The organism is Leisingera aquaemixtae (assembly GCF_001458395.1).
In the GTDB taxonomy this organism is placed as follows: domain Bacteria; phylum Pseudomonadota; class Alphaproteobacteria; order Rhodobacterales; family Rhodobacteraceae; genus Leisingera; species Leisingera aquaemixtae.
In genome coordinates, this window is record NZ_CYSR01000022.1 from 241,710 (window position 1) to 266,710 (window position 25,001).

A 25,001-nucleotide genomic window follows, 5' to 3' on the forward strand; every position below is an offset into this window, starting at 1 on the left:
CCGCGCCGCAGGCGCGCCCGCACTGCCGAAACTGGACAATCCGCCGCCCATGTGACAAGGGGCAAGGCAACAGGAGACATGTGATGACCACCACCCGTTTTGCCCCGTCGCCGACCGGCTATATCCACGTCGGCAACCTGCGCACCGCGCTGATGAACTATCTGATCGCCCGCAAGGCCGGCGGCACCTTCATCCTGCGCATCGACGACACCGACCCGGAGCGGTCCAAGGAAGAATACGTCGATGCCATCAAGCAGGACCTGGAATGGCTGGGCCTGACCTGGGACAAGGTGGAGCGCCAGTCCGAGCGGCTCGACCGCTATGTCGCTGCGGCGGACAAGCTGCGCGAGATCGGCCGCTTCTACGAGGCGTTCGAGACTCCGACCGAACTGGACCTGAAGCGCAAGAAGCAGCTGAACATGGGCAAGCCGCCGGTCTATGACCGTGCAGCACTTGCGCTGTCGGAGGAGGAGAAGGCCAAACTGCGCGCCGAGCGCGGCGACGGCGTCTGGCGCTTCAAGCTGGATCAGGAACGGATCGAGTGGACGGACGGCATCCTGGGCGATATCTCCATCGACGCGGCTTCGGTCTCCGACCCGGTGCTGATCCGCGGCGACGGCCAGTTCCTGTACACCCTGGCCTCGGTGGTGGATGACACCGAAATGGGCGTGACCCATGTGGTGCGCGGCTCCGACCACGTCACCAACACCGCCACCCAGATCCAGATCATCGAGGCGCTGGGCGGCACCGTGCCGTCTTTTGCGCACCACTCGCTGCTGACCGGCCCGCAGGGCGAAGCACTGTCCAAGCGTCTTGGCACGCTGGCGCTGCGAGACCTGCGCGAAGCCGGTGTGCAGCCGATGGCGCTCCTCAGCCTGATGGCGCGCCTGGGCTCCTCCGACCCGGTGGAGCTGCGGTCGGAGCTGGCGGAGCTGATCGACGGCTTCGACATCAGCCGCTTCGGCGCCGCGCCGACCAAGTTCGATGTCGAGGATCTCTATCCGCTGACCGCCCGCTACCTGCAGTCGCTGCCGCTGGCGGCAGTGCAAGCCCATGTGGACGCGCTGGGCGTCCCGGCGGAGAAACAGGCGGCCTTCTGGGACATGGCCAAGGAAAACATCACCACGCTCAAGGATCTCGCGGGCTGGTGGGAGCTGTGCCGCGACGGCGCCGAGCCGCTGGTGGCCGATGAGGACAAGGACTTCATTGCCGAGGCGATGGCGCTGCTGCCTGAAGGCCCCTATGACAGCGACAGCTGGGGCAAGTGGACCGCCGCCGTCAAGGAAGCGACGGGCCGCAAGGGCAAGGGGCTGTTCATGCCGCTCAGGAAGGCCGTGACCGGCATGGAGCGCGGCCCCGACATGTCCGCGCTGCTGGCGCTGATGGACACCGTCCGCGCCCGCGGCTGAGGCGGTTCGCGGCGGAAAAAGCCGGTAAGACACAGATCAGGGGCGGCGCCGCAGGGGCCGCCCTTTTTTCGTGCGGTCCCGTCAAGGGCGGGGCGCCGGCGCTCCCGCCCGCCGGAACTGCATCGCAGATGCATCCCCTGCGGTTGGGCCGGGCGCCGCGCGGACGCGCGGCGCCGCACCGCGCCTTGGCGCGGTGCCATGCCCAACTGAGAGAGGGGCAGCTTGCCTGCGCCTGAACAGGCGGGAGCGCGCCGCAGGACCGCAGCAAAACAGCGGACCGCCTGGCGGGCTGCGGCCTGCGGATCAGCCGCTGCCGCCCTCGCCAAGCTCCTTGCGCATCTCCGCCGCCGCCTTGGCCATTTCCGGGTTGGAGTGGCTTTCCAGCTCCTGCAGGGTCTTCTGCATCCAGCCCATCACCGAGGGCGAATCGCTGCCGCTGCGGGCAATCGGCGGGAAGGCGCAGCGCAGCAGGTGGCGCGCGGTCACCGGCGGCACCTTCACGTTGGGAAACTCCGGCTTCCGGGTGCTGCTGATCTCATCGGCGGGCATGGTCTCCCACAGCAGCCGCCCCAGCCGTCCCATCACTTCGACCGCGGTGCCCGGATCGTTGATGCCGGGCGACAGCGCCCGCTGCGCCGTCTCCGCCAGCAGGGTGAGGCCAAAGGACGGGTCCTGATCGAAACTGCGCACGTCGCCGATGTCGATCGCCTTCGAGGCCGCCTTGCAGAAGTCGTTGTCTCCGGCAGCGGCCCAGGCCACCGGCTGGCCGCGCAGGATGTATTCGCCGGGCGCCTTTGCCAGGGTGATTTCGGTGCCGGCCTCCTCCGCCAGCTCATTCAGCTGGGCCATCCCGGCAAAGCGCACAAAGCCGCTGCGGGAGGCCGGGATCGCCGCCGCATCGTCCGGAACGCCGCTGCTGTCAGAGCGCTGGCCGCCCAGGCAAGGTACATCCCGGCGCGCGCGCATGCTGTCGCGGGTCCGGGATTCGATCAGCCGCAGCGTATGGTCCATGCTGCCCAGCCCGGACAGGTGATCTATCCAGCGCAGGATGGCACCGACGATCAGGACAACGACCACGATGGTGATGCCGAACACCACCAGGGCGCCTTCGGGCGTGTAATAGCGCGCCCGGAACAGGATCACCCCGCTGAGCGAAAAGATGAACCCGCCCACAAAGGTCGCCAGCACCCGGTGGGTCACGGTATCTTCCAGCAGCAGCCGGTACACCCGCGGCGTCGCCATCGAGGCCGCAGTGCGGTAGGCGCTGACCATGACGTTCAGCGAAAACGTGGTGACGGCCAGCATGCCCGACGCCAGGATCGTCAGCACCGGCAGCACCGCCTCGCGCCCGAAGTCCTCGCTCAGGCTGTCGGGCAGCAGCGGCTTGGCCAGCGGCGCCAGCAGCAGCGCCAGCAGCGACAGCACGGAAATCAGAACCACCCGGAACCAGATCTTGCGGGCAATCCGCCTGAGGTACAAAAGGAACTGCTCAATCATGAGCGGAGCTTATCCTGCGCGCGCCGGTGCTGTCGATCAGATCGTCGAACAGCGCGCGCTCCGCCCGGCTCAGGCGCTGGTGGCGCGGATAGCGGGGCGCCGCCCGGTCATCCAGGAGGGGGGCGTTCCAGCCGTCGGTGGTGGCGATGAATTCCTGCACGCCCGCCTCGCCGAACACCTGCAGATAGCCCTGCAGCACCACATCCAGATAGCTCAGCAGAATCGGGTGCTGCTCGGTGGCGCCATTCTGCTTGTCCGCCGCCACCGCATAGACGGAAATCTCCGGCGATCCTGGCAGCGCGTGCTGCACCTTGTCCGATGCGGGCAGCCGCTCATAGGCGAATTCGCGGGCGTCCAGCGCCGCCCAGTCGGCGCCCGGCACCTCGGCGATCAGTCCGCCGATGGTGCTGGCGGCGCAGGGCACCGCCGACAGAAACGCCACCTCGCGCAGGTCCGTATGCACCCAGGCCCGCCGCCAGCCGCGCAGCCGGGCGGGCTGCGCGCCGCCATAGCCATGCGTCGCCGTGTTCACCAGGCTGCCGTATCCAAAGAAGTAAGGAGCCGTCATCCGCGCGCCTTTCCGCCGCAATTCCGGTTATTGATGTATGTCAAACCGCTTTTTCGCGCCATGTGCAATAAGCGATGCACCATAGCTGCGGGAGCGACCCATGCGGATTACCAAAAGGACCAACATTGCGGTGCGGCTGCTGATGTATTGCGCCGCCCACGAAGACCGCCTGGTGACCAAGGCCGAGATTGCCGAATGCTGCAACATCTCGGAAAACCACCTGGCGCAGGTGATCAACCAGTTGAGCCAGCTGGGCTACCTGGCGACCCAGCGCGGCCGCAACGGCGGCATGAACCTTGGCAGGCCCGCGGCGGAGATCCGGATCGGCGACGTGTTCCGGGATGTCGAGGGCAACTTGCCGATGGTGGAATGCTTTGCCGATGCGGACAACACCTGCCCGCTGGCGGGGGCCTGCCGCCTGAAGGTGGCGCTGGCCGACGCCGCGCAGGCCTTCTATGCCTCGCTGGACGACATTTCCCTGGAATCGCTGGTCTGCGACAACCACGACCTGCTGCGCATCCTGCAGCCGGTGTCCTGCGGCGCCCGCTGAGGCCGCCGCCGCAGCGCTGATCATTCGCGGGCCCGCAGGATGCGGGCCGGTTTGGCTGCCAGCGGCCGCAGCGCAAAGGCCAGCCCGGCCAGCAGCGTGGTCAGCACCCCGCCGGAAATGACCATCACCGCGTTCGGCCAGATCACCGTGTATCCTGTCTCAAACACATAGGCGTTGATGGCCCAGGCCCCGGCTATGCCTGCCGCCAGCGCCACCAGCCCTGCCGCCGCCCCCAAAAGAGCCGAGCGCAGCGCAAAACTGGCCAGGATCTGCCTGCGCGGCGCGCCCAGCGTTTTCAAGAGCGCCGCCTCATAGCGGCGTGCGGGTTCTCCGGCGGCCGCGGTGCCCAGCAGCACCAGGAACCCGGTCAGCAGCGTCGCCGCCGCGCCATAGGCGGTGGCCGCCGCCAGCTGGCGCAGGATGTCCGACACCCGGTCGATGGCATCCCGCATCCGGATGGCGGTGATATTCGGCATCTCGCGGGCCAGATCCCGCAGGATCGCCGCTTCCGCCTGTTCCTCGGCATAGACGGTGGCGATGAAACTGTGCGGCGCGCCGGCCAGCGCGGCCTCGTTCAGCACCATCACAAACCCCATCCCTGCTGTGGAGAAATCCACGTTGCGGAAGCTGGTGATGGTGCCGGTGATATCACGCCCCAGAATGTTCAGCGTCAGCGTGTCGCCCAGGCTAAGCCCCAGCTCCTCGGCCTCCTCAGCGGCAAAGCTGATCTGCGGATCACCTGAATAGTCCGCGGGCCACCACTTGCCGGCGGTGACCTCGGTGCTTTCGGGCCGGGCCGCGGCATAGGTAATACCGCGGTCGCCGCGCACCACCCAGTGATCACCCGCAACGTCTGCCGCGGGCTGGCCGTTGATCCGGGTCAGCACCCCGCGCAGCATCGGCGCGTTTTCCACCCGGGTGACGGAGGGATCGTTCTCCACCCGCTCCAGGAAGGCGGGCATCTGGCTGCGCTGGATGTCGACGAAGAAATAGGAGGGCGCCACATCCGGCAGGTTGCCGGCAATCGCCCGGCGCATGTTGCCGTCAATCTGGCCGATGGCGGCCAGCACTGTCAGGCCCAGCCCCAGCGCCAGCACCGCAGGCACCGCCCCGTCGCGCGCGCTGCCGATGGACGACAGCGCCCACCGCAGGGCAGGGCGCCCGCGCGCAGCCCCGGCGCCGCGCCGCGCCGCAAAGCCGATGCCGAGCGCGGCAACCAGCAGCACCAGCAGCGCCCCCATCAGCCCGCCCGCGGTCCACAGCGTCAGCTGAGCGGAGCCGCTGAACCACGCCGCCAGCCCGACCAGCGCCGCCAGCGCCAGCGCGGTGGCCAGCAGGTAGCGCGGCGCGGGCAGCCGGGTGCGGCTGGCAAAGGCATCCCGGAACAGCGAGGCCGCGCGGATCCGCTCCGCCCGCGCCAGCGGCCACAGGGCAAAGATAAAGGCGGTCAGCACGCCATAGAGCGCGGCCTCGGCCAGCGCCGAAGGGTAGAGCGAAAACACCGCCGGGAACGGCAGCTGCGCCGCAATCAGCGGCCCCAGCAGCAGCGGTCCCAGCCCGCCCAGCACCAGCCCGATGCCCACGCCGACCAGCGTCAGGGCGCCGATCTGCAGGAAGTAGGTGAGGAAAATCGTCTGCCGCTCCGCCCCCAGCGTGCGCAGGGTGGCAATGGTTGCGGTCTTGGTCGCCAGATAGGCGCGCACAGCGGCAGAGACGCCGACCCCGCCCACCGCCAGGCCCGAGAGGCCCACCAGCACCAGGAACCCGCCCAGCCGCTCGACAAAGGCGGTGATCCCCGGCGCGCCGTTCCTGGCATCGCGCCAGCGCATGCCGGTGCTCTCAAACAGCCCTTCGGCCTCGGCCTGCAAGGCGGCCAGATCACTGCCCGGCGGCAGCTCCATCCGGTATTTGGTGTCAAACAGCGTGCCCGGCTCCAGCAGCCCGGACTCCCCCAGATCCGCCGTCCGCACCATGGTGCGCGGCCCCAGCTCAAAACCGGAGGCGGCGGCATCCGGCTCAAGCGCGATCATCGCCATCAGGGCGAAATCCTGCGTGCCCAACCGGAAGCTGTCGCCGGGCTGCAAGCCCAGACGGTCGGCCAGCACCCGGTCCATCACCGCACCGGGCAGGCTGTCCGCACCGGCCAGAGCTGCATCCAGCGGCATGTCAGGGGCCAGCTTCATCTGCCCCTTCAACGGGTAGAGACCGTCCACCGCCTTCACTTGGGTCAGCCCGCGCTCCTCGCCCACCGTAGCCATGGAGCGGAATTCGGCAATTTCGGAATGGCGGACCGCCGCCCGCTCCACCCAGTCCAGCTCATCCTCGGTGGCAAACCGGTAGGTGAAATTCAGCTCCGCATCGCCGCCCAGGATCGTGGCGCCTTCGCGCTCCAGCCCGGTCTCAATCGACGCGCGGATAGAGCCGATGGCGGCGATCACCCCGACGCCAAGCGCTAGGCAGGCCAGGAAGATACGAAATCCCTTCAGCCCGCCACGCAGCTCCCGCAGGGCAAAGCGCCAAGCCAGGCGGAGCGCTGCGGCGTTCATTCCGCCGCCTCGCGCGCCGCGTCCCCGTCGATGCGCCCGTCGCGCAGCCGCACCACCCGGTCGCAGCGCGCCGCCAGCTCCGGCGCATGGGTCACCATCACCAGCGTCGCGCCATAGCGGTCGCGCAAGCCGAACAGCAGGTCCATCACCGCCTGGCCGTTGGCTTCGTCCAGGTTGCCGGTCGGCTCATCCGCCAGCAGGATCGCAGGCCGCGGCGCCAGGGCGCGCGCCAGCGCCACCCGCTGCTGCTCGCCGCCCGACATCTGCGCCGGGAAATGGCCCGCCCGGTGGCCCAGCCCCACCGCCTCCAGCTCTGCCTGGGCGCGGGGGAAGGCATCCTTGACGCCCGCCAGCTCCAGCGGCGTCGCCACGTTTTCCAGCGCGGTCATGGTCGGGATCAGGTGAAAGCTCTGGAACACCACGCCCATGTTGTTGCGGCGGAACCGGGCCAGCGCGTCCTCATTCATCGCGGTCAGATCCGCCCCCAGGGCCGTCACCCGGCCGCCGGTGGCCTGCTCCAGCCCGCCCATCAGCATCAGCAGCGACGACTTGCCCGATCCGGACGGCCCCACCAGCCCCAAGGTTTCCCCCTGCCGCACGTCCAGCGAGATTTCGTGCAAGATCTCCACCGGGCCGGTATTGCTATTCAGGGTCAAACTCGCATCTAAGAGATGAAGAACGGGGCTTTTTTGATCGGTCATCGGGCCTGCCTGTTGGGTGCACCTAACGGATATGGAGTGTTTGCCGCCATGCGCAAGACATTGGCACTGCTGAGTTTGCTGCTTTTCACCGCCCCCGCCTGGGCGGATCCGCTGCGGATCACCGCCCTGGGCGACAGCCTGGTGCAGGGCTACGGGCTGCCGCAGGGGCAGGGGCTGGTGCCGCAGCTGGAACGCTGGCTGAACGAAAACGGCGCCGAGGCCGTGTTGCAGAATGCGGGCGTTTCCGGCGACACCACCGCAGGCGGGGCAGAGCGCGCCGAGTGGACCCTGTCAGACAACCCCGACGGGCTGATCGTGCTCCTGGGCGGCAATGACATGCTGCGCGGGCTTGAGCCGCAGGAGGCGCGCGCCAACCTGACCCGCATCCTGCAGACGGCGCAGGACAAGGGGGTTGAGGTCCTGCTGATCGGCATGAAGGCCCCGCGCAACTACGGGCCGGAGTACAAGCAGGCGTTTGACGCGATCTACCCGGAGCTGGCGGCAGAGTTCGGCGCGGTGCTGCACCCGGATGCCTTTGCGGGCATGGCGGCAGAAGCGGGCGGGGACCCGGCGGCGGCGCAGGCCCTCATGCAGGACGACGGCATCCACCCCAACGCCCGGGGCGTGGCGCTGAATGCCGCTGCCATCGGGCCGGCGGCCCTGCAGCTGATCGCCGCAATTGGCAGCTGAAAACAGCCCTGGCCGTCAGGGCTGTTTTGGAATTTTCAAAGCAGATCGGAAGATCCGGATCAGGAGACCAGCGCGATATCCACTGCGGATTCACGGCCGTCGCGGCCTGCGCGCAGCTCATAGGTCACTTTCTGATTGTCCGCGAGGCCGGTCAGCCCGGAACGCTCAACAGCGGAAATATGGACAAAAATGTCCTTGCCGCCGTCTTCGGGTGCAATAAAGCCATAGCCTTTGGTGGTGTTGAACCATTTGACGGTGCCGGTGGCCATCGTCGATTTCTCCTAAGTCGTCTTCAGTTCCCTGCCCGCTTATGCGGCAGTCCGGCAAGTTTTGCAGATGCTCATGACCGCGCCGGGTGAGGCATAGTGATAGCATTCGCGTAACATTGCCGTGACAGAATTGGGTGCGAATCCCCTCTGGTGCAAGAAAAATTGCGGTGTAAAACAGGGGTTCGCGGCAAATTTCCGCAGGCCGGGGCCTAAAGCACCGTTACAACCGTGCCCAGCGGCACCCGCTCGTACAGGTCCACCACATGCTCGTTCATCATCCGGATACAGCCGTTCGACACCGAGTGGCCAATGGTCTGCGGCTGGTTGGTGCCGTGGATGCGGAAGTAGGTGTCGACCCCGTTCTGGAACAGATAGAGCGCCCGCGCGCCCAGCGGATTATCCGGCCCGCCGGGCTGGATATACTCATTGTCGACGAATTTCGCATAGGCCCTGGGGTCGCGTTCGATCATCTCGTCGGTGGGGCGCCAGGTGGGCCATACCTTCTTGCGCTGGATCACCGCCTGGCCAGTGAATTCCAGCCCGGCCTTGCCGACCCCCACGCCATAGCGGATCGCCTTGCGCTTATCGGTGACGAAATACAGGTAATAGGAGCGCGGCAGCACCAGGATCTGGCCCGGGGCGAAATCCTTCCTGATCCGCACTTCCTGCGGGGCCGGGTCAAACACCACTGGGTCTTTTGTGCGGGCCAGGGCAGGCAGCGGCAGCAAAGAGGCTGCGGCGGCTGCGGTGCCCGAGCTCAGAATCTTCCGGCGTGAAATCATGGCCATATCCCCGTAGTCTGTTGCAGGTCCCCTCATCTTCCGGTTGGAACGGCGGCCGGTCAACGGCTTTCCGAACCCGGGCGGGCAAGTGTTGCATGCGGCGCGGCCCAAGGCGGCAGACCCCGCTGCCGCGCCCCCGGTTGCGGCTTTGCGGCAGCGGCTGCCTGCAGCCTTGCGCCGCGGTGCCGGGCGGCTATACCAAGGCCATGCGACTGCTTGAGGAGGCGAACCCATGGGAGCCAAGACCCTGACCTGCCTGTCCTGCGCCCAGCTGAACCGGGTGCCGGAGGACAAGCTGGGCCGCGGCCCGAAATGCGCAACCTGCGGTGCGGCGCTGCTGCCGGGCACGCCGGCGGACGTGGATCCGGCGATCCTGCAGAAAGCCGTGCAGAACGATGACCTGCCGCTGGTGGCGGATTTCTGGGCACCCTGGTGCGGGCCCTGCCGGTCCATGGCGCCGGAGTTTGCCAAGGCGGCCAAGACGCTGGGCGTGCAGGCCCGGCTGGTCAAGCTCAACACCCAGGATCACCCGTCCGCAGCCGCCCGCTACCGGATCCGCGGCATTCCCGCCCTCATCGCCTTTGAGCGCGGCAAGGAGAAAAAGCGCCAGGCCGGCGCCATGCGGCAGGGTCAGATCGTCAGCTGGCTGCGCGGCTGAGGCAGGCTTCCGGCCGCCCCGCGCGCGCTCAGAACGGCCGCTGACCCAGCCCCTGCGGTTTGTCCGGCCTCTGGCTGGCTTTTGCGCTGCTGCGGCGGTTGCGCCAGGACAGCGAAGCGATCACGGCAAACGCCAGAAGCGCCGCCTCAAAAGGATAAAGCAGGACGGCGAGCCAAACGGGCCAGCCGCCAAGGAACACAGCGGCAAGCAACAGGCCCAAGGCGCCAACCGCCCCTATGACAGAACTCACCCAGGCCATGCTTGGTCTCCAATGCGCCTTGATCGCTTACAGAGAGGTAGAACAGGAGTATCGCGAAACAACTGTGCAAAAGAGGAGGCTTTCCGCCTTATAAGTGGAAAGTACGGCTTTCAGCTATGCCTTTGGTGGTAATTCCGGCCTCTGCCGTATCCCGCCGCCGCGCTGCGCTGGCCGTGTCAGGCGGCGGCTGCCTCTCTCTGGCAGACGCCTGCTCCGCCCGCAGGGCCGGGGGGAAAGCTGCGCCAGGCCAGCAGCGCGGTCGCCGCAAGGGTCACCGCCGTGCCGGCCGCCGGGTACATCAGCAGGCAGAGCCAGACCGGCAGCCCGAATGCCGCATATCCGTAAACCGCAGCGAACAGACCCGCGATCATTCCAAGGAAAATGCCTGCCCAGGCCATGATGCCTCCCCGATCCGCGCAGCACGGCCCCATTGCCCGTCTGCTTCTGCGGCCATCATCCGGCCAAGAAGGTTATCAAAGCGTTAAGATTCCGGAAGTGTATAGAAACCAGCGTAAATAGTTGGCGAGCGGGCGCTGTTTCGCGGTCAGAGCGGCTTTGTCGCACAACGCCCCTGGCGGGGCTCACTCTTCCATGAACTCATAGCCAAACCGGTTGATGATCAGGCTCTCGCGGTCCGCGACGAGCTGCCGGGTTTCCATATCGTAAAAATCCGATCTTTTCGCGGCTGCCGAGCGCGATGCGTTCATGGGCTTGCCCGCGCCAATCACGGTATCCAGCGTTTCGGCCCTTGCCAGCCTGTGGTCGATCATGACCGACCGGAAATCGGCCGCTAGGCTCTCGGTATGCAGAAAACGGTCAATATAACAGTTCTCTTCGGCCCATTCCGCAAGAGACTGGGGATCTCGCAGATGTCCCGAGTGCAGGGTTTTGCTGCCGGCGCAATAGAGGTTGCAAAACCGGTAGCTGTAAAGGCCGCTGTGGCTGTGAAGGCGCGAGGAATAATATGCGCCAGACAGCAAGGGCGCCAGCTTGGGATCCATTACTTTGCGAAGCCATGTCCGAAAAGCGTCGGGATTGTTCGGATCGGCATACAGGTGCAGATTTGCTGTCCAGTCCTGGCGTGCTGCAGCGAGAAGGGCAGGGACAAACCCGCATACCGCGCGGAACGGGTTCTGTGTGTAACCACGGCTCTTCAATGGCCGGAACCGTGTCAGAGCCAGGTAGGGTCCCGACTTCCTTTTTCGCTTTACGCCGTAAGACCAGAGAGAAAGGTAATAATCCCAAGGGTTTCGGATCGTCGCAAATTTCAGAATGCCGCTTGAGGCGATAGCCTCATCAGGCTTCAAGTGGTGTGTCACCTGTCGCGGCGGAAATTCGAGCGCGTGCAGCCAATTCAAAACAGACACACTACCCGTCTTGTTCAAGTCAACGTAAACAAACTCGTCGGATAGGAACATACACTAACCTCAAACTGGCACCGCTGCTCGCCCTTGCGTGCTTCGTAATCCTCCTTAGTTTAGCGCCGCCGGTCAGGCATGCCAGTCCCGCCTCGCTGACACCCCTGCATTCGGACCCGAGGGCATTTGAGTCCTGAAGGCGAAAATAACGCTTACGTTCTGCCCGGCGGGCGCACGGCCGCCGTTAGATTTTCCGCGCGTCTGCGCTGCCCCGAAACGACCTGGGAAAACGCAAAAAAAATGTGCCAGAGTTTCCCCTGGCACATATTTGACTGATGTCAGTTCACCGCACAAACTTCTTGTGCTTCAACCGCTTGGGCTCCAGCGCGTCCGGACCCAGGCGGCGCTTCTTGTCCTCCTCGTAGTCCTCGAAGTTGCCCTCGAACCACTCCACATGGGCGTCGCCTTCAAAGGCCAGGATGTGGGTGCAGATCCGGTCGAGGAAGAAACGGTCGTGCGAGATCACCACGGCGCAGCCGGCGAAATCCACCAGCGCGTCTTCCAGCGCCCGCAGGGTTTCCACGTCCAGGTCGTTGGTCGGCTCGTCCAAGAGCAGCACGTTGCCGCCCTCTTTCAGCAGCCGCGCCATGTGAACCCGGTTGCGCTCACCGCCCGACAGCAGCGACAGTTTCTTCTGCTGGTCGCCGCCCTTGAAGTTGAAGGAGGAGCAATAGGCGCGGGAGTTCACCTGCGCGTCGCCCAGCTCGATGATCTCGGCGCCGCCGGAGATCGCTTCCCACACGGTGTCGTTGTCGTTCAGGTCGTCGCGCGACTGGTCGACATAGCTGAGCTTCACGGTATCGCCGTACTCAACAGAGCCCTCATCAGGCTGTTCCTGGCCGGTCAGCATCCGGAACAGGGTCGATTTACCGGCGCCGTTGGGGCCGATCACGCCGACAATGCCGCCCGGCGGCAGCGAGAATTCAAGGCCTTCGATCAGCTGCTTGTCGCCATAGTGTTTGGCGAGGCCGTTCACCTCGATCACCTTCGACCCCAGGCGCGGGCCGTTCGGAATGACGATCTGGGCGCGGCCGACTTTCTCGCGCTCGGACTGCGACGCCATCTCGTTATAGGCGGCGATACGCGCCTTGGATTTCGCCTGGCGGGCTTTCTGGCCCTGCTGCATCCATTCCAGTTCGCGCTCCAGCGTCTTCTGCTTGGCCTTGTCCTCGCGGGCTTCCTGGCTCAGGCGTTTCGCCTTCTGCTCCAGCCAGCTGGAATAGTTGCCCTCGTAGGGAATGCCACGGCCGCGGTCCAGTTCCAGGATCCAGCCCGTAATATCATCCAGGAAGTAGCGGTCGTGGGTGACACACAGGATGGTGCCCTTGTAGTCGATCAGGTGCTGCTGCAGCCAGGCAATGGTCTCGGCGTCCAGGTGGTTGGTCGGTTCGTCAAGCAGCAGCATGTCGGGGGCTTCGAGCAGCAGCTTGCACAGCGCCACCCGGCGGCGCTCACCGCCCGAAAGGTTGGCGGGCATCGCATCGTCCGGCGGGCAGCGCAGCGCCTCCATGGAGACGTCCACCTGGCTGTCCAGGTCCCACAGGTTCTGGGCGTCGATCTCGTCCTGCAGCTTGGCCATCTCCTCGGCGGTCTCGTCCGAGTAGTTCATCGCCAGCTCGTTGTAGCGGTCCAGGATGTCCTTCTTGGCCTTCACGCCCAGCATGACGTTCTCGCGCACGGTCAGGCTCTCGTCCAGCTTCGGCTCCTGCGGCAGGTAGCCGACCTTGGCGCCCTCGGCGGCCCAGGCCTCGCCGGTGTAATCCTTGTCGAGGCCCGCCATGATCTTCATCAGCGTGGACTTACCGGCGCCGTTGACGCCGACCACACCGATCTTCACGCCGGGCAGGAAGGAGAGGTGGATATTTTCAAAGCATTTCTTGCCACCCGGGTAGGTCTTGGAGACACCCTGCATGTGGTAGACGTACTGGTAGGAGGCCATCTGATTGCTCCGTTAAGGGGGGAATTTGCTGGCTGGTGTGATAGCCGAAGGGGGGACGGGGGGCAATGAGGGATGCGGGCTCTGCAGCGGCCTGGGTGCGGACGGCAGACAGGGCGCCCGCAAGCCGCCCTTGCCCGACTCACCCCATCGGGCGCAAAGTGGGGGGCACCAGAAACACGAGGGCGCCCCGGATTGCCGTTTGCCGCGCCCAGACCTGACGACGCCGCCGGAATACGGACCGACCCGGCCCGTAGGCAGCCCAGACCTGAGCCAGAGCGGCCCGGGGGCCTTCACAGCACAGGAGGACCCCACGATGATCGCCTCACGCCTGAAACATCATCTCGAGGCACAGGGCCTGCCGTTCGGCACCGTCCGCCATCCCTATACCGCCACTGCGGCAGAATGCGCGGAATCGGCGCATGTGCCAGGGGATCACCTGGCCAAATCCGTGCTCATCCATATGGAGGAAGGCCCGGTCCTGGCCGTCGTGCCGTCCAACCAGACGGTTGACCTGCACGCGCTGCAAACGATCATGGACCGCCGCCTGGGGCTGGCGCCGGAATATGAGCTGAACCAGGTCTTTGACGATTGCGACCCGGGCGCGGCGCCCTGCGTCGGCGCGGCCTATCATGTGCCCACCGTCATCGACGACAGCCTGACCGGCCTGGACAAGGTCTGGTTCGAGGCCGGCGACCACAAGACGCTGATCGAAATGAAGGGGGACGATTTCGACACCCTGATGAAGGACGCCAAGCACGGCTCTTTCTGCACGGTCCACTAACCACTGACACGCGCGCCAGCGGCCCGCTGATCTCCCCCGCCGGCCAGCTGCCCCGATCCCCGGGGCGGCGCCTGCCGGTGCGTCAGAAATCGAACAGATCTTCCAGGAAGTTCTTCTTGCTCTTCTTCTTGTTCGGCTTGTTGTAGCGCGGATCGTGATGCCCGCCCCGCTCCTCATGGCGCGGCGGCTTCGGCGCGGCCTGCGCGGGCTGGGCAGAGCGTTCGATGATCTTGTCCAGCTCGCCCCGGTCCAGCCACACCCCGCGGCACTGCGGGCAATAGTCGATCTCCACCCCGGCACGGTCGGCCATGACCAAAGTGGTTCCGTCAATCGGGCACTGCATCTGCGTCTCCTTCCTCAACTCCTGCCCTTCACGTGGGCAGTGCGGCTGTGCTGCACAAGACAAAGGCAGCGCAAAAAAGCAGAATTAGCGGCTTTCCGCCCATTTTTGCGCAACTCACCCATGGTAAGCTGCCCGGAAAATCACGGAGGCGGAAGATGAGCAGAAAGACCATCCAGGCAGGGGTTCTGACCCTGATCCTCGCAGCGGCCCCGGCCCATGCCAGGGGCGGCGAAGGCGGTGGAGGCGGCGGCGGAGAAGGCGGCGGCGGCCAGAGCAGCGGGCTCAGTTCGCGAACCACGCGGGCGGTTGTCACCACCTTGACCCGCGGCTTCGACCGCTGCGGTGAGCTGCCGCAAGTCTATAAATTCGACTGCTACCGCCACACTTACAAGCTGGCGGCGCAGAAGCTGGACAGCAACCAGTCCTATGCCGAAGCAGCCAAAGCGCTGGTGCAGGTCGAAGAAACCCTGACGCAGGCCGTGAAACAGAACCTCGACCCGGCGCAAGCTCCTGTGCGCAAGGGGCTGAACTACTACCGGGCGGTCAAGCCGGCCGCGGTGCCGCAGGTCAAACGGCAGGCGGAGCGGGCGATGCAGCAGGCGGAAACGGTCCTGCTGCGCTCGCCCGCGGACAAACAGGTTCACTATGCCCGCATCGCCGAGGCGGTGAATTCCAACAAGGTGCTGCTGCGCTCCGCGATGCTGCCGGGCGCCGCGGTGCGGCTGGCCTGGCACCTCCTGAAAAAGGCGGTGCCGGCCTGATCCTGCGCCGCCGCCGCGTCAGCGCACGACATGCACCGCGCAGGCCGCGTGGCGCACCACATGGCCCGACGTCGACCCCCAGAGAAAGTCCTGCATCGACGGGCGGTGCGAGGCGAGGATGATCAGGTCCGGCTTGTTCTGCTCGGCCCAGTCCAGGATGGTGCGGCCGGAATGGCCCTCCACCAGCACGCCCTCGGCGTTGGGCAGGGTCTGCGCCAGCCCGTCCAGTTCCGCCTGCAGCGCCTGGCGGGTGTCTTCCATGAAATCCGCCGGCACATAGGAGATCGCATAGGCCGGGACCTGTTCGATCACATGCAGCAGCGTCACCTTGGCCCCAGGCGCCGAAAGCAGCCGTGCCACTTTCAGCGGCCCGGTGATATCGCGCTCCGGATCAAAGGAAATCGGCACCAGAACGTTATGATACATAGGTCGCCTCCATTGCTTGAAACCTGAGTCAGAGTAACGAGGACCGCAGCGCCCTGCCTTGACCCGCGTCAAGGCAGCCGCCGGCCCGCGGGGCGGGGCAGGGGGTTACGAGCCAAAGACCTCCGCCACGTCGTACATCACCGGCTCAAAGCTGCGGCACAGCTCATTGATCTTGCGGTTGCGCTCGCGCATTTCCGCGCTGCGCAGCATCGCCATGAAATCCTCGCGGCGGCGCCACTGCGAATAGTTGGCGATCCGGGTCTGCGCGTCATTCACATGCAAGCCGGCCGAAATGAAGCCGGGCTGCTTGGAGATGAACTCGCGATAGGCATCCTCCAGCGCCTCCAGCAGGTCCTGACAGGTCCCGGGCGTCATCTCGAAGGTGGTGATAACGGTCTGGATATCAGCGGTTTTTGCGATTTTCGGCATTGGCTCCTCCGTTGACTGCCTCCAGCCTACGCCTGTTCGCGGCGAAAGCGCACGGGTTTTTTCGGGCGTGCGCGCATAGAGGTCTTTGGGGGCAGTTAACACAACCTTAACCATAACGCGGAACCGTTGGCGCACGCCAACCCTGAGGCTCCGGGATGAAACCTGCCTTTGCTGCCGCTCTTGCCCTGGCGCTGGCCCAGCCGGCGGCTGGCGGGGCGTGGCTGGAACAGCCGGGCCACGGTTTCGCAGCCGCCAGCGCCGCCTGGCGGCACAGCGGCCGCGCCGCCGCGTATGAGCTGGGCTATTACGGCGCCTACGGGGTCACGCCCAAGCTGACCCTGGGGGTTGATCTGAACCGGAACGCGGATGTGTCGGGCCATGCGCTGCTCTTTGCCCGGCTGCCCTTGCACACCGGCGAGCGTTCCCGGCTGGCGGTGGAGACCGCGGCGGGCGGCAATCATGACCGGGGCCTGTGGCAGCTGATGCAAAGAACCACCCTGTCCTACGGGCGCGGCATCGAGACCGGCCGCGGGTCCGGCTGGCTGGCCATTGATGCCGCTTATGAGCTGCGCAACAGCGGGTTGGACGCGATCTGGAAGCTGGACGCCACCATCGGGCTGAACCGTCCCGGCAAGGCGGCGCCGATGCTGCAGGCCGAGCTGTCCAAGCCGGAGGGCGGGCAGCTCACCTATGCGCTGACCTCCTCGCTGCGCTACCCGCTGAAGCAGAAGCGGGAGCTGATTGTGGGCTTGGAATACCGCCAGGCCGGCCAGCGCAGCCTTGGCCTGAAACTGGGCTTGTGGCAGAAGTTCTGAACGTTGCGCCAAACTCAGGAGGTGCCCATGCCCGCGCCGGTCCGCCCCGCCGATGACGATGCCCGCCAGCTGGCGCAAAGCCTGATGGCTGAGGCCCGCTTTGCCGCGCTTGGGGTGCTGCTGGAGGAGGGCACCCCGCTGGTCACAAGGGTGGCGTTCGGCCTGGATCCGCAGGGCGGCCCGGTCAGCCTGATCTCGGACCTGGCCCAGCACACCCGCGCGCTGCGCAGAACCCCCGCCTGCTCCCTGCTGGTGGGAGAGCCGGGCGGCAAGGGCGATGCGCTCAGCCATCCCCGCCTCAGCCTGATCTGCCGGGCGGACTTCCTCAGCCGCCAAAGCCCGGAGCACGGCCCGCTGGCCGCGCAATACCTGCGCCGCCAGCCCAAGGCCAAGCTGTATCTGCAGCTGGCCGATTTCAGCTTTGTCCGGTTCCGGGTGACGGCGGCCTATCTGAATGGCGGTTTCGGCAAAGCCTTCCATCTTGACGCCGCCGATCTGCAGCCGCCGCCCCGGGCCTAGGCGTCCATCCTCAGCAGCACCTGAACCTCGCCCTTCAGCGCCTCCTGCCAGCGCAGGCGGATTTCGTCGTTATTGGCGCCCTGCTGGGTATCGCAGTAGGGCATGCTGTAGCGGGTGCTGTTGCCGCCGGTCCGCACTGGCCCCTGCGGCACCACGCTGTCGACATAGCGCGCGTAGCCCTGAAACGGCAGCTGCCCGTTGGCCCTGACCGCCCAGGACGACGACGCAGAGGATTGATTGTGCCGTATCCGCAAGGGGTTGGCGGTATGGGTGGTGACGTTGTGGTACATGTTGCCCTCGAACACCACATCATTGGCGCGGGAGAAATTCAGGTCCGAAAAACTGGTATCAACCCGTTCCGCCCGGTCGATACTGCCGTTGAGCGAGCGGAACTTGTTGCCGGTCACCGACAGCCCGTTCAGGTAATGGCCGCTGCCGTAGGGTTTGATCACGATATAGCTGAACCAGGGCGCCACGTCGCCGGACAGGAACACATTCGCGGTCACCGACAGCGCGCTGAAGGAGAAGCCGGTGGTGAAATCCGGCGCCGGGTCGCGCTCGTTGGTCCATTCGATAAAGCAGTTGTCGATGTAATTGTCCGACACGGTGGTGGTGCAGTTGTTGGCCGCCAGCACCAGCCCGGCAGAGCGGACCCCGTTCGCCACGTTGTCGCCCTGAAAGAAATGATTGCCCGTTACCGTGTTGTTGGCGCCTGCCAGCAGGGCGAAATGGCGGAACTTGGTGGCCCGGTTGCTGCGCAGCTTGGCATCATTGGCATTCACGTTCAGGCCGATGCTGACGCGGTCTTCGACATCCAGCGGATCCTCGGCTGACAGGAACTGGCAATTGTCGACCAGAATCCCCTGGCAGCCGGTCCCGGTCGAGGTGATGCCGCGGTCCTTGGGCCGCGAAAAGAAGCAGCCGTCCAGCGAGAACACCGAGCCCGAGGGCGCCAGCCGCAGGGCGCTGCAGCGGGCATTGCACTGGAACTCGATGCCTTCCATGCCGAATTTGCTGAGCGCGCTGAAGCCGCTGAAATCCACCAGATACTTGAAGTCGCGGAAGGTGAAGGTCTGGGTGCCCGCCGCATCAAACAGCGGTGCGGTCAGCGTCAGCTCGCCGGCGCCGGTGTTCTTGGACTTTACATAGATCTCGCGGCCGACCCCGGCGCCCTCCACCAGGGAGCCGACCTTGATATTGGCGATATTGGCGACATTGGTCAGCCTGGTGGACCGCGAGGGGCTGTAGGTCGCCTGGGAGGTGACGGTGCCGGTGTCCCAGGCGGCGCTGTTGGCGGCCTCCAGTTGGCCGTTGCGGATGATCCGGCGGGTGGCATAGGAGGTCTTGTTCGGCACCGCCGCCTGCATGTCCAGCGGCGCGGTCACGGTGATTTTGCGGCCCTTCAGGTCCAGCGATTCATGGTCCACGTTGTTCAGCAGCGCCTGAAACGCCTTCTTGAAGCCCAGCTCCTCGTCGCCGAAGGCCGCCGCGTAAGAGGGGAAATCGAAGTTCTTCGTCAGCAGCAGCATCTGGCTGGCGGGCATCGACACGGTGCCTTCAAACACCGCTTCGTGGCTCAGCGACACGGTGCTGGCGAGGTGGAAATCCCCTGCGGGGACCAGGATGCGGCGCCCGGCGGCGGCGGCATCGGCGGCCTCGAACGCTGCGGTGCAGTCGGTGCTGCCATCGCCCACCGCGCCATAGTCGGTCACGTCCACCACGCTCAGCATTTTACGCAGGAAGGCGCTGGTGATGTCGGTGATCTCGATATCGTCGATCCGCACGACACCGCCGTTGGCGCCAGTGAGGTCGAGCCCGAAATGGCCATAGGCCGCGGTGCGGCCCCAGGGCATATCCACGCCGGGGCGGTCGCCGCTGCCGACGATGCCGGTGACTTCGAGCACCCTGCCGTATTGGCCGAGCGCATACTGCATCCCGGATTCTGACACGCCGCCGATGTGGCTGCCGCCCGCCGCCGCGGCCCAGCCGGCCACGCGGACCGCGGGCAGCGCGCCGCTGACGGCTTTGATTCGCACCTTGATCTGCAGGTAGCAGCCCGGCTCCAGCGGCGTCTGGCCCATGAAGCGCAGCTTCTGGATGTTCTCGGTCTTCTGGATCTCCAGACAGCCGCCGAAGTCCGCATCCGCCGCCACAAAGACCGCGTTGGCGGCGCCGTCATAGGTGTCCGAGCCGGGGGTGCCGTTGCCGCTGGACCAGACATTGAGACCCTCCGCAAAGGCGGGGGGCATCAGCTGCAGACCGTCGGTGATTGCCTTGTTCATGGAAGTACCCTTTCCTGCTGCGCATCTCGCGTTCGGGGAAAAGGAAGTACAGGAGCGGCGTTAAAACCTGCCAAGCGGTGCGTACGCTGCCCTGCCGCCAGGCGCGTTCATCCTGTCCTTAAAGAATGTGTACCGCGTTGATTTACAGAGAGATTTGCAGGTTAACCATTTGGCAATCCGGGGGGTGCACGGCGCCGTTTCGGCCGGGGATCATCAGCCGAGGCCACAGGTAGCCCGCCGCCGCGCGCTGGGCTGGATAGCGCGCCCCGGCCGGGCGGCAGACCATTGGAGCGCCCCAGCGCACCATCCGGGCGACCCGTTCCGGGGGCCGAAAATCCGCCGGATGTTCGGGCAGGCGTAAGTGAACGCCGTCTCAGCATCATGGTTCAGGAAAGGTCTCAAACTGAGAGCCGGTCACGGCTGCGACCGGCTCTCTCTGGGCTAAGACCGGGAATGTCAGAAGAAAAACACTTACCCCCGCAAACAGAACACTGCGCATCTGCCAGTCCCGGTCCGTTTCTTAATGTTAGGACAAGGTAACGCAGCGTCAAAACATTTTTTTTGCGATCTGATAATTTTATTGCGCGCAGGACGGCCGCGGGCTGCTGTGCGCGACAGGGCCGAAACCGAAAAAGGGCGCGGAAAACCGCGCCCTAACTGATTGTTATTTAATGCTGATCAGGCCAGCTCGCCCGCCAGCGCCTTTTCGATCAGGGCGATGGTGTCCTCGACGCCGTAAAGCGCGATGAAACCGCCGAAGCGGGGGCCCTGGGAGGCGCCCAGCAGCACTTCGTAGATTGCCGAGAACCAGGCGCGCAGCGGCTCGAATCCGTGGATCTTGCCGATGGCGAAGACCACGGACTGCAGGAATTCCTCATCCGCGAAATTGGCCTCGGGCAGCGGGTCGGTGCTGCCTGCGATCTCGTTCTTCTTGGCAATCGCGGCCAGCGCGGCCTCCGGCGATTTCAGCGCATCCGCCAGATCCTGCAGCGCTGCGCGCTCCTGATCGGTGGGCAGGCGGAATTCCTTGGCCGGTTTCACGAAGTCGTTGAAGTAGCGCACCGCAAAGCCCGCCGCCTGGTCCATGCCCGGATGGGTGTCGGGGGTGGCGTTGGGGGCGTATTTGTTGATGAAGCCCCACATGGTTTCCTTGTCCTCGGCGCTGGAGGCGGAAGCGAGGTTCAACAGCATCGAGAACGGCACCACCATATCTGACTGCGGAACGTCGCCGCCGTGGATGTGCCAAACCGGGTTATTGAGCTGCGTCTTCAGGTCCTGGGTGCGGTAGGCGCGCAGCTGCTGGTGGTATTCGTCCACCGCCTTGGGGATCACGTCGAAATGCATCCGCTTGGCGGTCTTGGGCTTCTGGTACATGAAATACGCCAGGCTCTCGGTCGAGGCGTAGGTCAGCCATTCGTCGATCGAGACGCCGTTGCCGGAGGATTTGGAGATCTTCTGGCCGTTTTCATCGAGGAACAGCTCATAGGTGAAATGCTCCGGCGCGGGCACGCCCAGCACCCGGCAGATGCCGTCATAGATCGGCGTGTTGGTGGAGTGGTCCTTGCCGTACATCTCGAAATCGACCTCCAGCGCAGCCCAGCGCGCGCCGAAGTCCGGCTTCCACTGCAGCTTCACGTTGCCGCCGGTCACGGGCAGGGTCCATTCCTTGCCGTCCTCGTCGTCGAAGGTGACGGTGTAGGTCTCGGTGCAGACCTTCTTCATCGGCACATAGAGCACGCGGCCGGTCTCCGGGTGGATCGGCAGGAAGATCGAATAGGTCTGGCGGCGCTCCTCGCGCAGGGACTTCAGCATGATCGCCATGATGTCGTCGTATTTGTCGACCGCACGCTTCAGGATCTCGTCGAACTGGCCGGACCGGTAGAATTCGGTGGCCGAGTAGAACTCATACTCGAACCCGAAGGTGTCCAGGAACCGGCGCAGCATGGCGTTGTTGTGATGGCCGAAGCTTTCGTGCGTGCCGAACGGGTCCGGCACCGAGGTGAGCGGCTTTTGCAGGTGTTCGGCCAGCGCCTCCTGGTTGGGCACGTTGCCGGGCACCTTGCGCATCCCGTCCAGATCGTCCGAGAAGCAGATCAGCCGGGTCGGGATGTCCGAGATGGTCTCGAACGCCTTCTTGATCATGGTGGTGCGGGCGACCTCGCCGAAAGTGCCGATGTGCGGCAGGCCGGAGGGGCCATAGCCGGTCTCGAAGAGGACATAGCCCTTTTCCGGCGCGCCCTTGGCATAACGTTTGAGAACCCGGCGGGCTTCTTCAAACGGCCAGGCTTTGCTCTTCAGAGCTTCTTCGCGCACATCAGACATCATGTTCTCCATCGGCGGCGGTTGCGTCAGTTCTTCGGGGTGCCGCATGATCTGCCCGGATACCCTATGTATCCGGCCCTTCCCTCTATTGTGCCGATGCAGCATGAGTCAATAATGCCAGCCCCGCCACAGCCGGGATTTGCGGCGTTGCGCCGCGCAAAAACCGGCGCTTGGGCACAGCCTGTTATTGAACCTCCCCGCGGGCGTACCTATCCTGTCGGAGTGAATACTGCGCAAATAAGGATTTCGTCCATGAGTGAGCAAACCCCGCATCCGATGACCCCGCAGGACTGCCTTGTGGCCCTGATGGTGGCGGTCTCGGCCTCGGACGAAAACATCCGCACCGCGGAGCTGGTTAAGATCCAGTCGGCGGTCAACATGCTGCCGGTCTTTGCCGACTATGACATCGACCGGGTGAGCCGGGTGTCGCGCACCGTGCTGGACCTGTTCGAGCAGGAGGACGGGCTGGAGGCGCTGTTCGGCCTGGTTCGCGATGACCTGCCGGAGCGGCTGTTCGAGACTGCCTATGCGCTGGCCTGCGATGTCGCCGCTGCCGATGGCATCCTGGGCGAGACCGAGCTCGAGTTTCTGGCTGAGGTCCGCTATGAGCTGAACATCGACCGGCTGCACGCCGCCGCGATCGAGCGCGGCGCGCGTGCCCGCCATATGGTCTGAGCGCCGCCTGAGGCTTGAGACAGAGCGGCGTTGCCCGGGGCAGGGTCCCGGGCAATGCGTGGCGTCAGCTGTAGGCGCCGGCTGAATAGGTCAGCTCATAGCTGTGGCTGTAAAGCTCGAAGATGATCCCGAACGGGTCTTCGACGTAGACCATGCGGTAGGGCTTTTCGCCGGGGAAATATTCCCGCACCGGCATCCGCTGCTTGCCGCCGGCTGCGACGATCTTTTCCAGCAGCCCTTCGACGTCCGGGTCCTGCACGGCAAAATGAAAGGTGCCGTGCTTGCGGTACTGGAAGTTGTCCTGCGGCGCTTCGTTGCCGTCAAATTCGAACAGTTCGATGCCGATGCCGTCCGCGGTGGACAGATGCGCGATGCGCAGGCGGGTCCAGCCGGGGCCGAACACATCGGTGCACATCTGCCCGATGGCGCTGTCGTCCTCGGTCACTTCGCTGGGCTGCATCAGCACGTAAAACCCCATGACGTCCGCGTAAAACTTCACGGCCGCGTCAAGGTCCGGCACCGACAGGCCGATGTGCGAGAAGGTTCTGGGCGTGGTGGTCATCTTTGGTCTCCTCATGCTTGGGATGACAGAAAGGTAGACACGCGCCCCTCTCCTGTGAAATTATCATTTCATATGGAAATGATAATATGGCGGAATGGTCTGTGCTGAACGCCACCTGGCTCGAAACCTTCACGACGCTGGCTGAGACCGGCCATTTCACCCGCGCGGCGCAGCGGCTGAACATGACCCAGCCGGGTGTCTCGCAGCATCTGCGCAAGCTGGAGGCGCAGCTGGGCCAGAGCCTGATTGCACAAGACGGCAAAAGCTTTTCGCTGACTCCGGCGGGGGAGGCGGTGCGGGCGCTGGGGCAGGCGCGCCGCGATGAGGAGCGCCGTCTGAGAGAGGCGATCGCCACCGACAGCCCCGATGCCGGAGAGGTGCGGATCGCCTGTTCCGGCAGCTTTGCAACGCTGCTGTACCCCCGCATCCTGGCGCTGCTGGAGACCGCGCCGGACCTCACCGCGCATCTGGAAGCGGCGCCGCAAGCGGCGATAAAGCGCGGTCTTCTGGAGGGGGCGTTCGATCTGGGCATTCTGGACCACGACCCGGGCCACCCCCGGCTGGAGGCGGAGCATCTGGGGGAGGAGGAGCTTTGCCTTGTGCTGCCTGTCCGGGATGCGGGTGCGGAGATCACGTTCGAGGCTTTGGAGGCGCGCGGCTTTGTCGCCCATCCCGATGGCTTTGCCCATGCGGATGAGCTGCTGCCGCTGAACTTTCCGGAGGCCTATCAGGGCGCTGACCGGCTGCGTGTGCGGACCTATGTCAACCAGATCGGCCAGATCCTGGACCCGGTCGCGCGCGGCGTCGGCTATACGCTGCTGCCGCGCAGCGGGGTTGAGGCCTATGCGCAGCGGGACCTGCTGGCGGTGATCCCGCTCCAGAGGCCGCGCCGTCACGGGCTGTGGCTTACCTGCCGCAAGGGCCGCCCGCTGAGCGCGCGGCTGAAGCGGATGCAGCGGCTGGCGCAGGAGGTGGCGGCGGCGCTGGGGTAGCGGCGCCCTTGCCGCTCAGGTCCCGGCCTGCGCCGCCCTGAGCCGGGCCAGAGACTGCTTCTGCCGGCCGTCTGCATCGAAATTTGCGGGATCGAGCCAGGCTTTGAAAGCCGCCTCCAGCTGCGGCCACTCGCTGTCCAGAACCGAATACCAGGCGGTGTCGCGGTTGCGGCCCTTATAGACGATGGCCTGGCGGAACAGCCCCTCATAGGTGAAGCCAAGCCGCTCCGCCGCGCGGCGGGAGGGGGCGTTCAGCGCGTCGCATTTCCATTCATAGCGGCGGTAGCCCAGGTCGTTGAACACCCGCGCCATCATCAGATACATCGCCTCGGTCGCGGCGCGCGTTTGCTGCAGCGCCGGGGCAAAGGTGATGCCGCCCACCTCGATGACGCCGTGTTCCGGCTGAAGGCGCATATAGCTGGCGACGCCCTCTGCCTTGCCGCTGGCGCCGTTCACGATGGCAAAGCAGGGCTGCGTATCCGCGCCGCTGTTGGCCTCGACCCAAGTGAGCAGCGCCTCGGGGCCGGCAAAGGGGCCATAGGGCATATAGGTCCAGACCGCATCGCTGCGGTCCTGCCGGAACGCCTCGAACAGATCGGCGCTGTGGCGGTCCGCCTCCAGCGGTTCCACCCGGCAATAGCGCCCTGCCATACCGGTGTGCCCGGGCGCGCGGGCACCGGTCCAGTGCGGCAGCGGCGCGCCGATGGGCTGGCCGTGGTCGTTGAAGAAATCCGTCATCAGGGCGTCCTTTGCAAAGCTCTGCCGCGGTGTCCGCGCACCGCCGCCTTGCCTGGATCTGCCATGCTGC

Annotated in this window: 27 protein-coding genes; 10 read left to right on the forward strand and 17 right to left on the reverse strand. The window is 65.5% G+C overall.

Translation table 11 applies throughout. From position 1 onward, the window contains the following. Positions 1 to 83: 83 nt before the first annotated feature. Positions 84 to 1,409 (forward strand): glutamate--tRNA ligase, encoded by a 1,326-nt coding sequence (gene gltX, locus PHA8399_RS11905; RefSeq protein ID WP_058286363.1) that lies wholly within the window; start codon positions 84 to 86, stop codon positions 1,407 to 1,409. A 303-nt stretch (positions 1,410 to 1,712) separates the two neighbouring features. On the opposite strand, the gene PHA8399_RS11910 is transcribed toward gltX, so the two are convergent. Further along, positions 1,713 to 2,906, reverse strand: coding sequence for a DUF2254 domain-containing protein (locus PHA8399_RS11910; protein ID WP_058286364.1), 1,194 nt, complete (start codon positions 2,904 to 2,906; stop codon positions 1,713 to 1,715). Then, on the reverse strand, positions 2,899 to 3,474 hold the full coding sequence (locus PHA8399_RS11915; RefSeq protein WP_058286365.1) for a gamma-glutamylcyclotransferase family protein: 576 nt from the start codon (positions 3,472 to 3,474) through the stop codon (positions 2,899 to 2,901). Before PHA8399_RS11915 ends, PHA8399_RS11910 begins: the two co-directional genes overlap by 8 nt. A gap of 100 nt (positions 3,475 to 3,574) precedes the next feature. Between PHA8399_RS11915 and PHA8399_RS11920 the strand changes: the two genes are divergently transcribed. Further along, positions 3,575 to 4,024 carry an RrF2 family transcriptional regulator gene (locus PHA8399_RS11920; protein WP_058286366.1) on the forward strand — a complete coding sequence of 150 codons (450 nt, stop codon included), beginning with the start codon at positions 3,575 to 3,577 and terminating at the stop codon, positions 4,022 to 4,024. A 20-nt stretch (positions 4,025 to 4,044) separates the two neighbouring features. Here the strand turns inward: PHA8399_RS11920 and PHA8399_RS11925 are convergent, their stop codons facing one another. Next, positions 4,045 to 6,570: an ABC transporter permease gene (locus PHA8399_RS11925; RefSeq protein ID WP_058286367.1), complete on the reverse strand. Its 2,526-nt coding sequence runs from the start codon at positions 6,568 to 6,570 to the stop codon at positions 4,045 to 4,047. Continuing rightward, positions 6,567 to 7,271, reverse strand: coding sequence for an ABC transporter ATP-binding protein (locus PHA8399_RS11930; protein ID WP_058286368.1), 705 nt, complete (start codon positions 7,269 to 7,271; stop codon positions 6,567 to 6,569). Before PHA8399_RS11930 ends, PHA8399_RS11925 begins: the two co-directional genes overlap by 4 nt. Before the next feature lie 48 nt (positions 7,272 to 7,319). Between PHA8399_RS11930 and PHA8399_RS11935 the strand changes: the two genes are divergently transcribed. Then, the gene (locus tag PHA8399_RS11935; protein ID WP_058286420.1) at positions 7,320 to 7,961 is read left to right on the forward strand and encodes an arylesterase; all 642 of its coding nucleotides are present in this window, start codon (positions 7,320 to 7,322) and stop codon (positions 7,959 to 7,961) included. A gap of 59 nt (positions 7,962 to 8,020) precedes the next feature. Here the strand turns inward: PHA8399_RS11935 and PHA8399_RS11940 are convergent, their stop codons facing one another. Further along, complete coding sequence (locus PHA8399_RS11940; protein WP_008557431.1) at positions 8,021 to 8,230, reverse strand: cold-shock protein; 210 nt, start codon at positions 8,228 to 8,230, stop codon at positions 8,021 to 8,023. A 209-nt stretch (positions 8,231 to 8,439) separates the two neighbouring features. Further along, complete coding sequence (locus PHA8399_RS11945) at positions 8,440 to 9,012, reverse strand: L,D-transpeptidase (protein WP_058286421.1); 573 nt, start codon at positions 9,010 to 9,012, stop codon at positions 8,440 to 8,442. 232 nt (positions 9,013 to 9,244) lie between these two features. Here PHA8399_RS11945 and PHA8399_RS11950 point away from each other — a divergent pair, with 232 nt between their 5' ends. Next, positions 9,245 to 9,670: a thioredoxin domain-containing protein gene (locus PHA8399_RS11950; protein ID WP_058286369.1), complete on the forward strand. Its 426-nt coding sequence runs from the start codon at positions 9,245 to 9,247 to the stop codon at positions 9,668 to 9,670. Between the two features lie 28 nt (positions 9,671 to 9,698). Here PHA8399_RS11950 and PHA8399_RS11955 read toward each other — a convergent pair whose 3' ends face one another. From PHA8399_RS11955 to ettA, 4 genes are all read right to left on the reverse strand, one after another. Then, entirely contained in the window at positions 9,699 to 9,929 is a 231-nt protein-coding gene (locus PHA8399_RS11955) for a hypothetical protein (RefSeq protein WP_058286370.1), read from the reverse strand. A gap of 176 nt (positions 9,930 to 10,105) precedes the next feature. Next, positions 10,106 to 10,327 (reverse strand): hypothetical protein, encoded by a 222-nt coding sequence (locus tag PHA8399_RS11960; RefSeq protein ID WP_058286371.1) that lies wholly within the window; start codon positions 10,325 to 10,327, stop codon positions 10,106 to 10,108. 183 nt (positions 10,328 to 10,510) lie between these two features. Next, positions 10,511 to 11,347 carry a hypothetical protein gene (locus PHA8399_RS22335; RefSeq protein ID WP_145977026.1) on the reverse strand — a complete coding sequence of 279 codons (837 nt, stop codon included), beginning with the start codon at positions 11,345 to 11,347 and terminating at the stop codon, positions 10,511 to 10,513. 283 nt (positions 11,348 to 11,630) lie between these two features. After that, a complete protein-coding gene (ettA, locus tag PHA8399_RS11970; RefSeq protein ID WP_058286373.1) occupies positions 11,631 to 13,286 on the reverse strand; it encodes an energy-dependent translational throttle protein EttA in 1,656 nt (551 codons plus the stop codon). A gap of 313 nt (positions 13,287 to 13,599) precedes the next feature. Here ettA and PHA8399_RS11975 point away from each other — a divergent pair, with 313 nt between their 5' ends. Then, the gene (locus PHA8399_RS11975) at positions 13,600 to 14,067 is read left to right on the forward strand and encodes an aminoacyl-tRNA deacylase (protein ID WP_058286374.1); all 468 of its coding nucleotides are present in this window, start codon (positions 13,600 to 13,602) and stop codon (positions 14,065 to 14,067) included. Positions 14,068 to 14,149: 82 nt separating this feature from the next. On the opposite strand, the gene PHA8399_RS11980 is transcribed toward PHA8399_RS11975, so the two are convergent. After that, positions 14,150 to 14,410 (reverse strand): TFIIB-type zinc ribbon-containing protein, encoded by a 261-nt coding sequence (locus PHA8399_RS11980; protein WP_058286375.1) that lies wholly within the window; start codon positions 14,408 to 14,410, stop codon positions 14,150 to 14,152. 155 nt (positions 14,411 to 14,565) lie between these two features. On the opposite strand from PHA8399_RS11980, the gene PHA8399_RS11985 reads away from it, so the two are divergent. Next, the gene (locus PHA8399_RS11985) at positions 14,566 to 15,171 is read left to right on the forward strand and encodes a hypothetical protein (protein WP_058286376.1); all 606 of its coding nucleotides are present in this window, start codon (positions 14,566 to 14,568) and stop codon (positions 15,169 to 15,171) included. Between the two features lie 18 nt (positions 15,172 to 15,189). Here the strand turns inward: PHA8399_RS11985 and PHA8399_RS11990 are convergent, their stop codons facing one another. Together PHA8399_RS11990 and PHA8399_RS11995 are read right to left on the reverse strand one after the other, a co-directional pair. Next, positions 15,190 to 15,597, reverse strand: coding sequence for a universal stress protein (locus PHA8399_RS11990; RefSeq protein WP_058286377.1), 408 nt, complete (start codon positions 15,595 to 15,597; stop codon positions 15,190 to 15,192). A gap of 105 nt (positions 15,598 to 15,702) precedes the next feature. Beyond that, the gene (locus PHA8399_RS11995) at positions 15,703 to 16,026 is read right to left on the reverse strand and encodes an antibiotic biosynthesis monooxygenase family protein (RefSeq protein WP_027236446.1); all 324 of its coding nucleotides are present in this window, start codon (positions 16,024 to 16,026) and stop codon (positions 15,703 to 15,705) included. A gap of 155 nt (positions 16,027 to 16,181) precedes the next feature. Between PHA8399_RS11995 and PHA8399_RS12000 the strand changes: the two genes are divergently transcribed. Together PHA8399_RS12000 and PHA8399_RS12005 are read left to right on the forward strand one after the other, a co-directional pair. Next, positions 16,182 to 16,841, forward strand: a complete 660-nt coding sequence (locus PHA8399_RS12000) for a hypothetical protein (protein WP_058286378.1) — start codon at positions 16,182 to 16,184, stop codon at positions 16,839 to 16,841. 27 nt (positions 16,842 to 16,868) lie between these two features. After that, a complete protein-coding gene (locus PHA8399_RS12005; protein WP_058286379.1) occupies positions 16,869 to 17,360 on the forward strand; it encodes a HugZ family pyridoxamine 5'-phosphate oxidase in 492 nt (163 codons plus the stop codon). On the opposite strand, the gene PHA8399_RS12010 is transcribed toward PHA8399_RS12005, so the two are convergent. Both PHA8399_RS12010 and PHA8399_RS12015 read right to left on the reverse strand, forming a co-directional pair. Further along, positions 17,357 to 19,642, reverse strand: coding sequence for a glycosyl hydrolase family 28-related protein (locus tag PHA8399_RS12010; protein WP_058286380.1), 2,286 nt, complete (start codon positions 19,640 to 19,642; stop codon positions 17,357 to 17,359). The genes PHA8399_RS12005 and PHA8399_RS12010 overlap by 4 nt on opposite strands. Positions 19,643 to 20,320: 678 nt before the next feature. Further along, the gene (locus PHA8399_RS12015; RefSeq protein ID WP_058286422.1) at positions 20,321 to 21,964 is read right to left on the reverse strand and encodes a lysine--tRNA ligase; all 1,644 of its coding nucleotides are present in this window, start codon (positions 21,962 to 21,964) and stop codon (positions 20,321 to 20,323) included. 252 nt (positions 21,965 to 22,216) lie between these two features. Here PHA8399_RS12015 and PHA8399_RS12020 point away from each other — a divergent pair, with 252 nt between their 5' ends. Further along, positions 22,217 to 22,639: a tellurite resistance TerB family protein gene (locus PHA8399_RS12020; RefSeq protein WP_058286381.1), complete on the forward strand. Its 423-nt coding sequence runs from the start codon at positions 22,217 to 22,219 to the stop codon at positions 22,637 to 22,639. A gap of 64 nt (positions 22,640 to 22,703) precedes the next feature. On the opposite strand, the gene PHA8399_RS12025 is transcribed toward PHA8399_RS12020, so the two are convergent. Continuing rightward, on the reverse strand, positions 22,704 to 23,201 hold the full coding sequence (locus tag PHA8399_RS12025) for a lactoylglutathione lyase family protein (protein WP_058286382.1): 498 nt from the start codon (positions 23,199 to 23,201) through the stop codon (positions 22,704 to 22,706). A 101-nt stretch (positions 23,202 to 23,302) separates the two neighbouring features. On the opposite strand from PHA8399_RS12025, the gene PHA8399_RS12030 reads away from it, so the two are divergent. Beyond that, a complete protein-coding gene (locus PHA8399_RS12030) occupies positions 23,303 to 24,193 on the forward strand; it encodes a LysR family transcriptional regulator (RefSeq protein WP_058286423.1) in 891 nt (296 codons plus the stop codon). Positions 24,194 to 24,208: 15 nt separating this feature from the next. Here the strand turns inward: PHA8399_RS12030 and PHA8399_RS12035 are convergent, their stop codons facing one another. Beyond that, positions 24,209 to 24,931 carry a GNAT family N-acetyltransferase gene (locus PHA8399_RS12035; protein WP_058286383.1) on the reverse strand — a complete coding sequence of 241 codons (723 nt, stop codon included), beginning with the start codon at positions 24,929 to 24,931 and terminating at the stop codon, positions 24,209 to 24,211. Positions 24,932 to 25,001: the final 70 nt, after the last annotated feature.

Coding starts and splice junctions, on each gene's coding strand:
- gltX (WP_058286363.1), top strand. CDS start 84: ATGACCACCACCCGTTTTGCCCCGTCGCCGACCGGCTATATCCACGTC.
- PHA8399_RS11910 (WP_058286364.1), bottom strand. CDS start 2,906: ATGATTGAGCAGTTCCTTTTGTACCTCAGGCGGATTGCCCGCAAGATC.
- PHA8399_RS11915 (WP_058286365.1), bottom strand. CDS start 3,474: ATGACGGCTCCTTACTTCTTTGGATACGGCAGCCTGGTGAACACGGCG.
- PHA8399_RS11920 (WP_058286366.1), top strand. CDS start 3,575: ATGCGGATTACCAAAAGGACCAACATTGCGGTGCGGCTGCTGATGTAT.
- PHA8399_RS11925 (WP_058286367.1), bottom strand. CDS start 6,570: ATGAACGCCGCAGCGCTCCGCCTGGCTTGGCGCTTTGCCCTGCGGGAG.
- PHA8399_RS11930 (WP_058286368.1), bottom strand. CDS start 7,271: ATGACCGATCAAAAAAGCCCCGTTCTTCATCTCTTAGATGCGAGTTTG.
- PHA8399_RS11935 (WP_058286420.1), top strand. CDS start 7,320: ATGCGCAAGACATTGGCACTGCTGAGTTTGCTGCTTTTCACCGCCCCC.
- PHA8399_RS11940 (WP_008557431.1), bottom strand. CDS start 8,230: ATGGCCACCGGCACCGTCAAATGGTTCAACACCACCAAAGGCTATGGC.
- PHA8399_RS11945 (WP_058286421.1), bottom strand. CDS start 9,012: ATGATTTCACGCCGGAAGATTCTGAGCTCGGGCACCGCAGCCGCCGCA.
- PHA8399_RS11950 (WP_058286369.1), top strand. CDS start 9,245: ATGGGAGCCAAGACCCTGACCTGCCTGTCCTGCGCCCAGCTGAACCGG.
- PHA8399_RS11955 (WP_058286370.1), bottom strand. CDS start 9,929: ATGGCCTGGGTGAGTTCTGTCATAGGGGCGGTTGGCGCCTTGGGCCTG.
- PHA8399_RS11960 (WP_058286371.1), bottom strand. CDS start 10,327: ATGGCCTGGGCAGGCATTTTCCTTGGAATGATCGCGGGTCTGTTCGCT.
- PHA8399_RS22335 (WP_145977026.1), bottom strand. CDS start 11,347: ATGTTCCTATCCGACGAGTTTGTTTACGTTGACTTGAACAAGACGGGT.
- ettA (WP_058286373.1), bottom strand. CDS start 13,286: ATGGCCTCCTACCAGTACGTCTACCACATGCAGGGTGTCTCCAAGACC.
- PHA8399_RS11975 (WP_058286374.1), top strand. CDS start 13,600: ATGATCGCCTCACGCCTGAAACATCATCTCGAGGCACAGGGCCTGCCG.
- PHA8399_RS11980 (WP_058286375.1), bottom strand. CDS start 14,410: ATGCAGTGCCCGATTGACGGAACCACTTTGGTCATGGCCGACCGTGCC.
- PHA8399_RS11985 (WP_058286376.1), top strand. CDS start 14,566: ATGAGCAGAAAGACCATCCAGGCAGGGGTTCTGACCCTGATCCTCGCA.
- PHA8399_RS11990 (WP_058286377.1), bottom strand. CDS start 15,597: ATGTATCATAACGTTCTGGTGCCGATTTCCTTTGATCCGGAGCGCGAT.
- PHA8399_RS11995 (WP_027236446.1), bottom strand. CDS start 16,026: ATGCCGAAAATCGCAAAAACCGCTGATATCCAGACCGTTATCACCACC.
- PHA8399_RS12000 (WP_058286378.1), top strand. CDS start 16,182: ATGAAACCTGCCTTTGCTGCCGCTCTTGCCCTGGCGCTGGCCCAGCCG.
- PHA8399_RS12005 (WP_058286379.1), top strand. CDS start 16,869: ATGCCCGCGCCGGTCCGCCCCGCCGATGACGATGCCCGCCAGCTGGCG.
- PHA8399_RS12010 (WP_058286380.1), bottom strand. CDS start 19,642: ATGAACAAGGCAATCACCGACGGTCTGCAGCTGATGCCCCCCGCCTTT.
- PHA8399_RS12015 (WP_058286422.1), bottom strand. CDS start 21,964: ATGTCTGATGTGCGCGAAGAAGCTCTGAAGAGCAAAGCCTGGCCGTTT.
- PHA8399_RS12020 (WP_058286381.1), top strand. CDS start 22,217: ATGAGTGAGCAAACCCCGCATCCGATGACCCCGCAGGACTGCCTTGTG.
- PHA8399_RS12025 (WP_058286382.1), bottom strand. CDS start 23,201: ATGACCACCACGCCCAGAACCTTCTCGCACATCGGCCTGTCGGTGCCG.
- PHA8399_RS12035 (WP_058286383.1), bottom strand. CDS start 24,931: ATGACGGATTTCTTCAACGACCACGGCCAGCCCATCGGCGCGCCGCTG.